General features: G+C 69.7%; 14 protein-coding genes. 5 read left to right on the top strand and 9 right to left on the bottom strand.

The window, feature by feature from the left end; translation table 11 throughout:
* Positions 1-13 precede the first annotated feature (13 nt).
* Complete coding sequence (locus ABZX37_RS17910; protein ID WP_354740724.1) at positions 14-721, top strand: dienelactone hydrolase family protein; 708 nt, start codon at positions 14-16, stop codon at positions 719-721.
* Here the strand turns inward: ABZX37_RS17910 and ABZX37_RS17905 are convergent.
* On the bottom strand, positions 700-1398 hold the full coding sequence (locus ABZX37_RS17905; RefSeq protein WP_354740722.1) for a hypothetical protein: 699 nt from the start codon (positions 1396-1398) through the stop codon (positions 700-702). The genes ABZX37_RS17910 and ABZX37_RS17905 overlap by 22 nt on opposite strands.
* A gap of 135 nt (positions 1399-1533) precedes the next feature.
* Here ABZX37_RS17905 and ABZX37_RS17900 point away from each other — a divergent pair, with 135 nt between their 5' ends.
* Entirely contained in the window at positions 1534-2592 is a 1059-nt protein-coding gene (locus tag ABZX37_RS17900; RefSeq protein WP_354740720.1) for a sensor histidine kinase, read from the top strand.
* Positions 2585-3244, top strand: a complete 660-nt coding sequence (locus ABZX37_RS17895; RefSeq protein ID WP_354740719.1) for a response regulator transcription factor — start codon at positions 2585-2587, stop codon at positions 3242-3244. The genes ABZX37_RS17900 and ABZX37_RS17895 overlap by 8 nt, the downstream gene beginning before the upstream one ends.
* Position 3245: 1 nt before the next feature.
* Here the strand turns inward: ABZX37_RS17895 and ABZX37_RS17890 are convergent, their stop codons facing one another.
* The gene (locus ABZX37_RS17890) at positions 3246-4178 is read right to left on the bottom strand and encodes an SDR family oxidoreductase (RefSeq protein ID WP_354740717.1); all 933 of its coding nucleotides are present in this window, start codon (positions 4176-4178) and stop codon (positions 3246-3248) included.
* Between the two features lie 100 nt (positions 4179-4278).
* On the opposite strand from ABZX37_RS17890, the gene ABZX37_RS17885 reads away from it, so the two are divergent.
* Complete coding sequence (locus tag ABZX37_RS17885) at positions 4279-4854, top strand: TetR family transcriptional regulator (protein ID WP_354740715.1); 576 nt, start codon at positions 4279-4281, stop codon at positions 4852-4854.
* A gap of 155 nt (positions 4855-5009) precedes the next feature.
* On the opposite strand, the gene ABZX37_RS17880 is transcribed toward ABZX37_RS17885, so the two are convergent.
* The 7 genes from ABZX37_RS17880 to ABZX37_RS17850 form a co-directional block, all read right to left on the bottom strand.
* Complete coding sequence (locus tag ABZX37_RS17880; protein WP_354740713.1) at positions 5010-5444, bottom strand: helix-turn-helix transcriptional regulator; 435 nt, start codon at positions 5442-5444, stop codon at positions 5010-5012.
* A 5-nt stretch (positions 5445-5449) separates the two neighbouring features.
* Entirely contained in the window at positions 5450-6634 is a 1185-nt protein-coding gene (gene dnaJ / locus ABZX37_RS17875) for a molecular chaperone DnaJ (RefSeq protein WP_354740711.1), read from the bottom strand.
* A 33-nt stretch (positions 6635-6667) separates the two neighbouring features.
* Complete coding sequence (gene grpE / locus ABZX37_RS17870) at positions 6668-7369, bottom strand: nucleotide exchange factor GrpE (protein WP_354740709.1); 702 nt, start codon at positions 7367-7369, stop codon at positions 6668-6670.
* Complete coding sequence (gene dnaK, locus ABZX37_RS17865) at positions 7366-9231, bottom strand: molecular chaperone DnaK (RefSeq protein WP_354740707.1); 1866 nt, start codon at positions 9229-9231, stop codon at positions 7366-7368. The genes grpE and dnaK overlap by 4 nt, the downstream gene beginning before the upstream one ends.
* A gap of 187 nt (positions 9232-9418) precedes the next feature.
* Complete coding sequence (locus ABZX37_RS17860) at positions 9419-10825, bottom strand: alpha/beta hydrolase (protein ID WP_354740705.1); 1407 nt, start codon at positions 10823-10825, stop codon at positions 9419-9421.
* The gene (locus ABZX37_RS17855) at positions 10822-11040 is read right to left on the bottom strand and encodes a hypothetical protein (protein ID WP_354740703.1); all 219 of its coding nucleotides are present in this window, start codon (positions 11038-11040) and stop codon (positions 10822-10824) included. Before ABZX37_RS17855 ends, ABZX37_RS17860 begins: the two co-directional genes overlap by 4 nt.
* 19 nt (positions 11041-11059) lie before the next feature.
* Positions 11060-11836, bottom strand: a complete 777-nt coding sequence (locus ABZX37_RS17850) for a DUF4097 family beta strand repeat-containing protein (RefSeq protein ID WP_354740701.1) — start codon at positions 11834-11836, stop codon at positions 11060-11062.
* Positions 11837-11998: 162 nt separating this feature from the next.
* Between ABZX37_RS17850 and ABZX37_RS17845 the strand changes: the two genes are divergently transcribed.
* Positions 11999-12538 (top strand): YbhB/YbcL family Raf kinase inhibitor-like protein, encoded by a 540-nt coding sequence (locus ABZX37_RS17845; RefSeq protein ID WP_354740699.1) that lies wholly within the window; start codon positions 11999-12001, stop codon positions 12536-12538.
* Positions 12539-12543 lie beyond the last annotated feature (5 nt).

The raw sequence follows: 12543 nt of genomic DNA, 5'->3' as shown, positions 1-12543 counted from the left end.
TATCGTCGGCGCCATGGACATCCAGATTCCGGTGGCGGACGGGGAAATCGGCGGTTATCTGGCAGTGCCGGACGGCGACGGGCCGTTCCCTGCGGTGGTGCTGATCCACGACGTGTTCGGGCTGAACCAGGACGCGCGCGAGATCACCGACCGGTACGCCGCCGCGGGTTATCTCGCGCTGAGCCCCGATCTGTATTCGCGCGGCGGCATGGTCCGGTGCGTGAAGCGGACTTTCCAGGACCTGTTCGCTCGCGAGGGCCGGGCGTTCGCGGACATCGAGGCCGCGCGAGTGCTCGTCGCCGGGCGGGACGACGCGACCGGCAAGGTCGGCGTCGTCGGTTTCTGCATGGGCGGCGGATTCGCGCTCGTGGCCGCCTCGCGCGACTTCGACGCTTCCGCGCCGTACTACGGACAACTGCCGAAGGATCTGTCCGCTTTGGACGGTGCGTGCCCGATCGTCGGCAGCTTCGGCCGCAAGGACGTCTCCCTGCGCGGTGCCGCGGCCAAGCTCGAAACCGCGCTCACCGAACGGGGAATCCCGCACGACGTCAAGGAATACCCGGACGCTGGGCACGGCTTCGCGAATCATTACCGGCCCGCACCGCTGGCCGCACTCGCGAAGGTCACCGGGATGGGCTATCACGAGCCGTCGGATTCAGACGCCTGGCGACGCGTCATGGCGTTCTTCGAGGAGCACCTTCAGCCCAGCGTGCTCAAGTAGCCGAGCGCTCCGACGGCGACCGCGCCGAGACAGGCGAGGCCGAAGGTCCGTCGGTCCGTACGCTCAGCTTGTTTCAGCAGCCGGATCCCGGACGGCACGAGCGCCACGCAGAGCCCGGCCGCGGCGGCGATCGACCACATCGTCGTTCCTTTGAGGACACCGAGCGGCATGACGGTCGCGGCGGCAAGGGCTATCGCGCGTACCGGGCCGAGCACTCCGGCGCGGTAGGCCGCGAAACCGAGCAGCGGCCAGCCGAACATGATCGTGAACGACAAGAAGCTGAACAGGTGGAGATCGCCGTAGGCTTCCGCGACGAACGCGGTCGCGTAGTCCGCTCCGCGATGCCGGGCAAGATCCGTTGCGGCTTGGTCGAATCCGGCATGGAAGACCCGCTCGACCAGACCGATCAGCACCAGCGCGCCCGACCACGCCGCCCAGCGCGGCTTCGGCACCGAGATCTGGCGGACCACTGTGGACACTGCGAAGAGAAGAACCACCTGACCGGCGAGGAAACAGGTGGCGGCGGCGGTCATTTGTGCCGGATGCAGCACGGTCGCGGCGAGTTGGTGCGGAAAGAAGAACGGGTACGGCAGACGCAGCAGCACGCCGGCGAGCACGAGTACCGGACCGAGGACGAGTGCCGCTCCGCCGAGGCGCGGGCCGGGAAAGGTCGACATGCCGCTCACCGTGCCCGGCCGGATACCCCGCGCACATCGGTCCGGCGCGGACAGTTCCACGCCACGGAACTAAACCGGGGGATGACCCACCACAGCACGATGTGCGCGCCCGCCGCACTGGCTAACGTTGGTGTTATGTCCCCTCTGCGAGTGAGCGACGTCGCGCTGGCGGCAGGTCTCCTCGTCACGGACGTCGGGCTTGCCGGGAACGTGCTGATCGACGAGGACCCCTGGCGACTGCCCGTGTCCGCCGTGATCGCGACGCTCATCGCCGCCGCGGTGCTGCTGCGGCGGCGGGCTCCGGTGCCGATCTTGGTCGGCACCACGGTCGTTTCCGCGTCTGCCGCCGCTTTCGGGCTGCTGTGGGATCCGTTCGTCGGCGCGGCTCTGGTGCTGTACCTCGTGCGTCCGCCGCGTGCTTTGCCTGCCGCGGCCGGGGTTGCGGCGATGTCGGCGGCCACTGCGGTGGTTGGGGAGTGGTGGTACGCGTTCGGCGTCCCGCTGGCGTTGCTCACCTGGGGGCTTGCCGAAGCTCTCCGGTCCCGGCGCGCGCAGACGGCGCGGCAGGAACGGCAACGCGAACATCGGATCCTGGTCGACGAACGCGTCCGGATCGCGCGCGAACTGCACGACGTCGTCACGCACGGGATGGGCTTGATCGCGGTGAAAGCGGGCGTCGCCAACCATGTCGCGGACAGCCGCCCGGAGGAAGCGCGCGACGCGTTGCGGGTGATCGAAGCGACCAGCCGCGCGGCGCTCGGCGAGATGCGGCGGTTGCTGCACGTACTGCGCGACGACGGCGACGAAACTCCGGCCGACCCGCTGGCGGCGTTGCCAGAGCTCGCCGAACGCGCACGGCAGGCCGGCGTCGATGTCGAACTGTCCGTCCTCGGCACTGCGCGGGTGCCGGAACCGGTCGCGCTGGCCGCGTACCGGATCGTGCAGGAAGCGGTGACGAACGTGGTGAAACACGCGGCACCAGCCCGGTGTCGGGCGGTGGTCGCGGTGGCTGCCGAGGAGATCCGGATCCAGGTCACCGACGACGGCGCGGCACCGATCGGGGAGCTGCGCCTCGGCCACGGGCTGACCGGCATGCGCGAACGCGTCGCCCTCTACAGCGGCGAACTGGTCGCCGGTCCCGGCCCGGACGGCGGGTTCCGCGTCGCCGCCACTCTCCGGTGCGCCGATGCCTGACCAGATCCGCGTCGTCGTCGCGGACGACCAAGCCTTGCTGCGCGGGAGTTTCCGGCTGCTGCTCGACAGCGAACCGGACTTCACCGTGATCGGCGAAGCCGCGACCGGTGCCGAGGCAGTCGAGCTGGCCGTGGCCGCAAAGCCGGACGTGGTGCTGATGGACGTCCGGATGCCGATGATGGACGGCATCGAGGCCACCCGGCTGATCGGCGAACAAGCCCCGGACGTGCGGGTGCTGGTGCTGACCATGTTCGACCTCGACGAGCACGTGTTCGCCGCCCTTCGCGCCGGAGCGACCGGATTCCTGCTCAAGGACACCCGCCCGGCCGACCTGTGCGCGGCGGTGCGCGTGGTGGCCTCCGGCGACGCGTTGCTCGGCCCGTCCATCACCCGGCGGCTGGTCGCGCAGTTCGCGCGGATCCCGGACGCCCCGCCGCGCGCGGACGTCGCCGCCTTGGCCCCGCGAGAGCGCGAGGTGCTCACGTTGGTCGCGAGTGGACTGTCCAATGTGGAGATTACCGAGCGGATGCGGCTGTCGATGGCGACGGTGAAGACCTACGTCGGACGGCTGCTCGCGAAACTCGACGCCCGGGATCGCGCGCAGCTGGTAATCGTCGCGTACGAGTCCGGTTTGGTGCGCGCCCGGAACTGACCTACCGCCAGACCGCCTCGGCGCGGTCGCTGGCCTCCTGGGTGAAGTAGTCGCCGGTCTCCAGGTCTTCCAGCAGCGACGCGTGGTTCGGCGTCCAGCCCAGCAGCTCCTGGGTGTGCGCGCTGGAGGCGGGCACGTCGAGCGAGAAGAACCTCGCCAGGAAAGGATTTCCGAGGTGCTCCGCGGCTTCTTCCAGAGTCAGGGACGCCGTGGGGATGTCCAGCAGCTGAGCGATCTTCTCCGCGACGCTCTTGATCGCGACCGTTTCCCCGACCCCGTGCAGCACGCTCCCAGCAGGCGCTTTCTCCAGCGCCAGCCGGAAAAGCACCGCGGCGTCATCGCGATGGACTGCGGGCCAGCGGTTCGTGCCGTCGCCGAGGTACGCCGAAACCCCGGCCCGGCGCGCGCCCGCGATGAGCGCTGGGATGAAGCCGTGGTCGCGCGGTCCGTGCACGGTCGGCGCGAGCCGCACGACGCTGGCGCGGACGCCCTGGTCGGCGAAACCGAGGCAGGTCTGCTCGCCGGGAATCCGGAAGCACGCCACCGAGCCGGGATCGGCCGGGTCGAGTTCGGTGCTGACCTGGTCGGCCTTCATCACCAAAGTGCCGGACGTGCTGACGAACGGTTTGCCGGTGCCGACCAGCGCTTGGCCCAGCGCGTCGATCGCCTCGCAGTCGCGGCGGACGAGGTCGTCCGGATCGGCGTAGCTGCCACCTTGGGCCATGTGCAGGACGCCGTCGGCGGCTTCGGTGCCCCGGCGCAGGCTGTCGAGATCGTCAAGCTCACCGGGATGCGGCGTCGCGCCGAGCGACTCCAGCCGCGCGGCGGCAGTGTCCGAGCGGGCCAAGCCGGTGACCTTGTGCCCAGCCCGGACCAGCTCGGCGACGACGGCGGGGCCGGTCTGGCCGGATCCGCCGGTGACGAAGAAGTGCATGAAAGGCTCCTTAGTGTCAGTGGCTGACTCTACGCGTGGCGACAGTGACTGACGCAATGTGGTGTCAGTCACTGGCGCAACGGCCGGGTAGGCTCAGGACGTGCCACGGAGCGGAGCAGAAGCGCGCAGCCGCCTCAAGCAGGCGGCGCTGGAGCTGTACCGGGAAAACGGGTTCGACAAGACGACCACCGCCGAGATCGCCGCTCGGGCAGGCGTCACCGAGCGCACGTTCTTCCGGCATTTCCCGGACAAGCGCGAGGTGCTCTTCGACGGCGAAGCCGACCTGCGCGAGGACCTCGCCCAGTCGGTCGCCGAAGCCCCGGAAGGCCTGGCGCCGCTGGAAATCCTGCTGCGCGCCTTCAAGAACACCGGCCGGATCATGGAGCGCAATCTCCCGTTCGCCGAACCCCGGCGCGACCTGATCGCGGCGACGCCGACGTTGCGGGAACGCAATCTCGCCAAGGCCGCGACGCTCGCCGAAGCGCTCGCGGAAGCATTGCGGGAACGGGGTGTCGAGGATCGGCTGGCGCGGTTGGCCGCGCAGGCCGGGTGGGCGACGTTCCATCACGCGACGCAAGCCTGGATCAGCGATCCCACGCGGAGTCTCGACGACTATCTGGACGAGGCGTTCGCCGATTTGCGGACGCTCGGGGCGGGAGTCCAGTTAGGACAGTGAGGTTCTCCCTCGCGGCGGGGGCGTTCTGGGGCGGACGGCCTTCCGGGGGCGAGGGCGGCCAGGGCAGCAAAAACCCCCTCCAGCTGCGGCGGGAGGGGGTTGGGGCTCGTGAGTGGCGATCACGGTTCTCACCGTCATCGCCACTCACGACACAGTCAGCGGCGCTTGGGTTTCCAGACCACCAGCGCGGTGTTCTGCTGCAGCGGCACCAAATCCTTGCGATAGGACGCGTGCACCGCCGCGGCGGCTCGTTCGGCGGCCACGTAGGCGGCGGCGAGTTCTTCGGTCAGCTCGTGCACCCGGGACCGCAGCGCGTCGACCTGGTTCTCCAGTTCGATGATGCGCTTGATGCCGGACAGGTTGACCCCGTCCTCCTGCGAGAGGCGCTGGACCTCGCGCAGCAGGGCGATGTCGCGCATCGAATAACGCCGTCCGCCGCCGGCGGTGCGGCCGGGCGAGACCAGGCCGTGCCGGTCGTAGGAGCGCAGCGTCTGCGCGTGCAGCCCGGAAAGCTGGGCCGCCACCGAAATCACGAATACCGGGGTGTCCTCGTCCGCGCCGTGCGGGAGTCCCGGATTGCCGCCGAACATCGACCTCACCTGCCTTCGAGCAACTCGGTGATCTCGGGCCGCGGGTCGTGGCCCTTCATCGCCTCGGCGTAGGTCTCGAGTGCGGACCGCGCCTTGTCGTCGAGTTTCGCCGGGACCGCCGCCTCAAGCGTGACCAGCAGGTCGCCCTGCGCGCCGTCCCGCTTCTGAATGCCCTTTCCGCGCACTCGCAACACTCGGCCGCTCGCGGTACCCGCGGGCACCTTCAGCGACACCTTGCCTTCGAGGGTCGGCACCGTGACTGTCGTGCCCAGCGCGAGTTCGGTGAAGTCCACCGGCACGGTGAGCGTGAGGTTGAGCTCGTTGCGCCCGAACAGCTTGTGCGGGGCCACGTGCACGCGCACGTACAGGTCGCCCGCCTGCGCGCCGCCGCGCCCGGGTTCGCCCTGGCCGGCCAGCCGGATCCGCTGGTCGTCCTTCACGCCCGGCGGGATGCGCACGGTGAGCGTGCGGGTGCGGGTGCTGATGCCCTCGCCCGCGCACTCCGGGCACGGGTCGTCGATGATCTTGCCCCGGCCGCGGCAGTCCTGGCACGGCTCGGAGAACGCGAACGCGCCCTGGCTGCGGCTGACCAGCCCGGACCCGCTGCAGGTCGGGCAGACCCGCGGCGAGGTGCCCGGCTTCGCGCCGTTGCCGCCGCACGTGCTGCAGGTGGCCGGGCTCGACAGCCGCAACGGCAGCGTCGCGCCCTTCACCGACTCGAGGAAATCGATCCGCACGTCGGTCTCGACGTCCGCGCCGCGCTGCGGCCGGTTCGCCGTCGCTCCGGCGGCACCGCCGCGGCCGCGGCCGAAAATGCCGCCGAGGATGTCGCCGAGCCCGCCGAAGCCGCCCTGCTGACCCTGCGCGCCGGCCTGGTTGAACAGGTCGCTCATGTCGAACCCGCCGGCACCGCCGCCGCCAGGGAAGCCGCCGAATCCGCCCGCGCCGCCGGAGCCGAAGAGCGTGCGCGCCTCGTCGTACTCCTTGCGCTTGGCCGGATCGGACAGCACGCCGTACGCCTCGGACACGGCCTTGAACTTGTTCTCAGCCGCAGTGTTGCCCGCGTTGGCGTCCGGGTGGTTTTCCTTGGCCAGCTTGCGGTAGGCCTTCTTGATCTCGTCCGCGGTCGCGTCGGAGGAGACACCCAGCTCTTTATAGAAGTCCTTGCCGATCCACTCCCGAGCACTCATCGGGTGTCTCCTCCTTTCGCTGCAAACCGATTGTTACTGCTGGCCGGACTCATCGACCGAACCGTCGAGCGGCAGTTCGCCGCCGACCGACCCGTCCACCGGCGGTTCCGCCGGAGCCTCGCCGGGCTCGTGGTCGGTCACGCCGACCAGCGCCGCCCGCAGCACCCGCTCGCCGAAGCGATAGCCGCGGCGCATGACGAGGGTGACCGTCGGGCCCTTCACGTCCGGGGACGTGCTGTGCTGCACGGCCTCGTGGACGCTCGGGTCGAACTCCTCGCCCTCGTCGCCGAACGACTCCAGGCCGGCCCGCTGCAGGCTGCTGACCAGCTTGTCGGCCACCGCCTTGAACGCGCCGGTGAGGTCGCCGTGCTGCTCCGCGCGCTGGAGGTCGTCCAGCAGCGGCAGCAGGTCGCCGACCACGGACGCCTTCGCGCCCTGCACCACGGCCTCGCGGTCGCGGTCGACTCGCTTGCGGTAGTTCGCGTACTCCGCCTGCAACCGCTGCAGGTCGGCAGTGCGCTCGGACAGTTGCTTCTCGACGTCCGAAGACGACACCGTGGCTGGTTCCTCTGCGGAATCGCCCAGCGAGGGGCCCGAGGGCTCCTCGCCGGCCGGAGTCTCCTCCGCGGCGGGCGGGCGGACCTCGCCGGTCTGCGGGTCCACCCGTCGCCGATCCCGCACGACTACCGGTTCCTCGGGGCCAGTTCCCTCGGTCTCGGAGTGGCGGGGGGTCACTTCTTCTCGTCCTCTTCCACGATCTCGGCGTCGACCACGTCGTCCGCCTTCGACTTCGGGGCGTCGCCAGCCGCACCCGCGGCACCGGCCGCGCCCTCAGCGCCCGGGGCGCCTTCGGCTCCGGCGTTCGCGTACAGCGCGCTGCCCAGTTCCTGCGAAGCGGTGTTCAGCTTCTCGATGGACTCGCGGATCTTGGCCGAGTCGGTGCCCTTGAGCGCCTCGTTCGCCTCGTCGATCGCGGACTTGACCTTGCCCTTGAGCTCCTCGGGCAGCTTCTCGTCGTTGTCCTTGAGGAACTTCTCGGTCTGGTAGACCAGCGTCTCGGCCTGGTTGCGCGTCTCGGCCTCTTCGCGCCGGGTCTTGTCCTCCTCGGCGTGCGCCTCGGCGTCCTTGACCATGCGCTCGATGTCGTCCTTCGGCAGCGCGGAGCCGCCGGTGATCGTCATCGACTGTTCCTTGTTCGTGCCGAGGTCCTTCGCCAGCACGTGCACGATGCCGTTCGCGTCGATGTCGAAGGTGACCTCGATCTGCGGCACGCCGCGCGGGGCGGGCGGAAGGCCGGTCAGCTCGAACATGCCGAGCTTCTTGTTGTGCGCCGCGATCTCGCGCTCGCCCTGGAACACCTGGATCTGCACCGACGGCTGGTTGTCGTCCGCCGTCGAGAAGATCTCGGACCGCTTGGTCGGGATCGTGGTGTTGCGCTCGATCAGCTTGGTGAAGACGCCGCCCTTGGTCTCGATGCCCAGCGACAGCGGGGTCACGTCGAGCAGCAGGACGTCCTTGACCTCGCCCTTGAGCACGCCGGCCTGCAGCGCGGCGCCCACGGCGACGACCTCGTCCGGGTTCACGCCCTTGTTCGGCTCGCGGCCGCCGGTCAGCTCCTTGACCAGCTCGGACACCGCCGGCATGCGGGTGGAACCGCCGACGAGGACCACGTGGTCGATGTCGCCGACCGCGATGCCCGCGTCCCGGATCACGTTGTTGAACGGCTGGCGGGTGCGCTCCAGCAGGTCCGAGGTGATCTTCTGGAACTCGGCGCGCGACAGCGTCTCGTCGAGGAACAGCGGGTTCTTGTCGCCGTCCACCGTGATGTAGGGCAGGTTGATGCTGGCGGAGTTGGAGCTGGACAGCTCGATCTTCGCCTTCTCGGCCGCCTCGCGGATGCGCTGCAGCGCCATCTTGTCCTTGGTCAGGTCAATGCCGTTGGCGGCCTTGAACTTGTCGACCAGCCAGGTGACGATGCGCTCGTCCCAGTCGTCGCCGCCGAGGTGGTTGTCGCCGGAGGTGGCGCGCACCTCCACGACGCCCTCGCCGATCTCCAGCAGCGAGACGTCGAACGTGCCGCCGCCGAGGTCGAAGACCAGGATGGTCTGTTCCTTCTCGCCCTTGTCCAGGCCGTAGGCCAGCGCGGCCGCGGTCGGCTCGTTCACGATGCGGAGCACGTTCAGGCCCGCGATCTGGCCGGCCTCCTTGGTGGCCTGGCGCTGCGCGTCCTCGAAGTAGGCCGGGACGGTGATCACCGCGTCGGTGATCTCCTCGCCAAGGTAGGCCTCGGCGTCGCGCTTGAGCTTCATCAGCACGCGGGCGCTGATCTCCTGCGGCGTGTAGCCCTTGCCGTCGATCTCGGTCTTCCAGTCGGTGCCGATGTGCCGCTTCACGGACCGGATCGTGCGGTCGACGTTCGTGACGGCCTGGTTCTTCGCCGGCTGGCCCGTCAGCACTTCGCCGTTCTTGGCGAAGGCGACGATGGAGGGGGTGGTACGGGAGCCTTCCGAGTTGGCGATGACCGTCGGCTCGCCGCCCTCAAGGACGGCTACGACCGAGTTGGTCGTGCCGAGGTCGATGCCGACCGCTCGCGCCATGGTGCTTCCTCTCGTGTTCTGTCCAGTACTGATGCTATGTTCGTGACCTGCGGTTTCGAGGCACTCTTGAGTACCTTCTTAGCAGGTTCCGCCGGTCTCGCGCTCGGCCCGGTCTATCAGACTTGAGCCGACCGCACTCAACCTTGCTCTCAGGATAACGGGCAACCACCCGAACTTGTTCCCGGGTTCACCCGCAGAATTCGCCCCGCGATGGTGTGACACCACTCACCAGATACCTGGCCTCGGCACGCCGCACGCACTCGGAGTTGAGCAGCCCGGTGTGGCCGTCTCCGAGGTACGTGAGCAGCGCCGATCCGTCGATGCTCGCGGCGAGCCCGTGGGCCCACGGCAACGGCGTCGCCGGGTCGTGCGCACCGCCGACGACGAGGATCGGCGGGGCCCCGTGCACCGGATGCGGCTGCGGCGGGTTCAGCGCGGGAAGCGGCCATCCGGTGCAGCCTGCGGAGAGGTCCCAGTACTCGGTGTAGCGCCAGCTGTGCGGGGCGACCGCGCGGATCGTCCTCGCCGCCGCGCGCAGGTCCGCCGGGCCGGTGAACGGCGACGGGAAGTCCTGGCAGCCGATCGAGCGGTACGCGCCGTAGGTGTCGCTCGCGAACGACGAGTTCGTCGCGAGCGCGCTCGCGTCCGGGTCCGCCAGCGCGCGGCTCAGGGCAGACCACTCGGCCGGAAGATAGAGGTGGCCGTACGCGCCGGAGGCCAGCTCCTCGCCGGTTGCCTTGCGGCCCAACGCTTTCGCGTAAGCGCCGTGGGTGACGAGATCGTCGTAGCGACCGAGCGCGTTCTTGCCGTGCAGCGCGCAGTCCGTCGAGCGGTCGCACCACGAGGCGAACCGCAGCAAGGAGTCCTCGGTCGCGGCGGCTTCCTCGATCATCGCCTGCCACGTCGGCCGGGCGTGGTCGACCGCGCCGTCGAGCACCATCGTGCGCACCCGGTCCGGATGCTTCGACGCGTACACCGCGCCCAGTTCGGTGCCGTACGAGACGCCGAGCCAGGAGATCTTCTGCTCGCCAAGCGCGCCGCGGATCCCGTCGATGTCCTCGGCGGCGCTTTGCGTGTCGACGTGCCCGAGCATCGGGCCGGTCTTGGCGAGACAGTCCTCGCCCGCCGCGCGGTTGTGCGCGACGAAGGCGTCGTACTGCTGGTTCGTGGCCGGGAAGAGGCCGATCTTCGGGTCGTACAGCTTCGATTGGTCGCAGCTGATCTTCGGATCGCTGAACCACACGCCGCGCGGATCGAAGCCGATGATGTCGAAGCGGTCCCGCAACGGTTTCCGCGCCGATCCGATGACCTTGGTGTCGAGTCCGCCGAAGCGCACGAAGCCGACCCCGGATCCGCCCGGTCCGCCCGGATTGACCAGCAGCGAACCGATCCGGTGCGGCCGGTCGGCCGCGGGCAGCCGGGTGAGCGGGATGTGCGCGACACCCGTCTCCGGACGGGCGCGGTCGATCGGCACCTCGATCTGGCTGCACTGCGCGGTCGGTTCCTGTTCGGTCCCGCACGGCGTCCAGGCCAACGCCGGAGCGGGCGCGCTGACCAGCGGAAGCATGGTCAGCACGGCAGCGGCGAGGTTCATGCCCGGCGCACCTGCGCGGCCCGGTCCTCAGCGGCCGTACGAAGCACGACGGCCTCCGCGTTCCGGACCATCCCCTGCTGCACCGGAACTTCCACCACCGCGACCGGAGTCGTGGCCTGCGGCTCAGGCGAGTGGCCGATCGCCGCGGTGATCGCGAACGCCCCCACCGCGCCCGCCAGCACCGCGGCCAGCAGCCGCGTTTCGAATGTGCGCATGATGTGTCTGTTCTCCCCTTCAGACGGCCTTGACGGTGACGCTGCCGCTGTCCGTGTTCAGCTCGAGCGTCTTCGCGTCCGGGCCGGAGTTCTGCGGAATGTCGATGCTGCGGTGGCCGTTCTCGCTGTTCCCGGTGACCTGGTAGGACCCGCTCCGCGGCACGGTCAGCGCGATCCGGCCCGAGTCGGCCTGCGCCTTGACGGCGTTGGGCTGGCTGAGCGCGAGCTCGATCCGCCCGCTGCCCGCGGAGACGTCGACCGGCCCGCGCAGTCCGTCGCCCTCGATCCGGCCGGACTGGCTGTGCACCTGGACCTCGCCGACGTTGTGCAGTTCCGTCGAGCCGCTGTCCAGCTTGAGCTTGACCAGCCCGGGAACGTCCTGCACCTGGGCCCGCCCGGAATCGGCGGAGACGTCGACGCTGCCGACGCCCGAGAAGTCCAGCGTGCCGGAGTCGGAGGTGCCCGTGACCGGGATGCCCGCCGGGACGATCAGCTCCAGGTCGGCGGTGCAGTTGCGGCCGCAGTCGAGAATGACGAGCTGGTTGCCGTCGACGCGGTAGGCGTCGCCGGGCTGGCCGCTGAAGTGGTAGCGAAGGGTCTGATGCACCCGTGCCGCTCCAGGCGCGGTGCGGATGCTCACGTCGCCGGAGCCGTTCTCCAGCTTCACCGAGCGGATCTCCTGCGTCAGCGTCGCGTCCCGCGAGACCGTGGACCCGAACCCCCACCCGCCGAATCCGATCGCCACCCCAACGCCGATCACCGCGATGCCGGCCAGTGCCAGAAGCGGGCGTGCCATGTCAGTTCCCCTCAGTACCACTCTCGGCTGTCTCGAGAGACGTTAGAAGGTGCGGACCCCCGGGGACATCCGGTAAACCCCCCGAAACATCCCTGAGGCGGCGTCGCTCAACCCAGGGTCCTAACCTGGCGAACGGAGAGCCCCGTGGATCAGGAGGAACCCATGCCCCAGCCGCCCAATCCGTACGACTACCTGCCGTCGGTTCCCTCGTTCACCCTGCGCAGCACGGACATCGCCGACGGCGAGACGCTGGCCCAGCCGCACCTGTCGGGCATCTTCGGCGCCGGTGGCGAGGACCGGTCCCCGCAGTTGGCGTGGGAAGGCTTCCCGGAAGGCACCCGCAGCTTCGCGGTGACGGTTTATGACCCGGACGCCCCGACGGCCAGCGGTTTCTGGCACTGGGCGGTGTTCAACATCCCGGCCTCGGTGACTTCGCTCGAGGGCGGCGCCGGGGATGCCGCGGGGTCGGGGCTGCCTTCGGGTGCGGTCACGCTTAAGGGTGACGGCGGGGTGAAGCAGTACCTGGGGGCCGCGCCGCCTCCCGGGCACGGGCCGCACCGGTACTTCTTCGTGGTGCACGCGCTGGACGTGGAGACGTTGGAGATTCCGGAGGACGCTACGCCCGCGTTCCTGGGGTTCAATCTGTTCGGGCACACGTTGGGGCGGGCGACGCTGGTGCCGGTTTACGAGAACAAGGGCTGAAGGTT

Origin of the sequence: Amycolatopsis sp. NPDC004079 (assembly GCF_040610415.1) — a bacterium.
Taxonomy (GTDB): Bacteria; Actinomycetota; Actinomycetes; order Mycobacteriales; family Pseudonocardiaceae; genus Amycolatopsis; species Amycolatopsis halotolerans.
Note: the sequence above shows the minus strand (reverse complement) of the source record. Positions and strands in the feature narration are given on the sequence as shown.

Bases quoted from the DNA above. Each gene is read 5' to 3' on its own strand.
- ABZX37_RS17910 (WP_354740724.1), top strand. From the start codon at position 14: ATGGACATCCAGATTCCGGTGGCGGACGGGGAAATCGGCGGTTATCTG.
- ABZX37_RS17905 (WP_354740722.1), bottom strand. From the start codon at position 1,398: ATGTCGACCTTTCCCGGCCCGCGCCTCGGCGGAGCGGCACTCGTCCTC.
- ABZX37_RS17900 (WP_354740720.1), top strand. From the start codon at position 1,534: ATGTCCCCTCTGCGAGTGAGCGACGTCGCGCTGGCGGCAGGTCTCCTC.
- ABZX37_RS17895 (WP_354740719.1), top strand. From the start codon at position 2,585: ATGCCTGACCAGATCCGCGTCGTCGTCGCGGACGACCAAGCCTTGCTG.
- ABZX37_RS17890 (WP_354740717.1), bottom strand. From the start codon at position 4,178: ATGCACTTCTTCGTCACCGGCGGATCCGGCCAGACCGGCCCCGCCGTC.
- ABZX37_RS17880 (WP_354740713.1), bottom strand. From the start codon at position 5,444: ATGTTCGGCGGCAATCCGGGACTCCCGCACGGCGCGGACGAGGACACC.
- dnaJ (WP_354740711.1), bottom strand. From the start codon at position 6,634: ATGAGTGCTCGGGAGTGGATCGGCAAGGACTTCTATAAAGAGCTGGGT.
- dnaK (WP_354740707.1), bottom strand. From the start codon at position 9,231: ATGGCGCGAGCGGTCGGCATCGACCTCGGCACGACCAACTCGGTCGTA.
- ABZX37_RS17860 (WP_354740705.1), bottom strand. From the start codon at position 10,825: ATGAACCTCGCCGCTGCCGTGCTGACCATGCTTCCGCTGGTCAGCGCG.
- ABZX37_RS17855 (WP_354740703.1), bottom strand. From the start codon at position 11,040: ATGCGCACATTCGAAACGCGGCTGCTGGCCGCGGTGCTGGCGGGCGCG.
- ABZX37_RS17850 (WP_354740701.1), bottom strand. From the start codon at position 11,836: ATGGCACGCCCGCTTCTGGCACTGGCCGGCATCGCGGTGATCGGCGTT.
- ABZX37_RS17845 (WP_354740699.1), top strand. From the start codon at position 11,999: ATGCCCCAGCCGCCCAATCCGTACGACTACCTGCCGTCGGTTCCCTCG.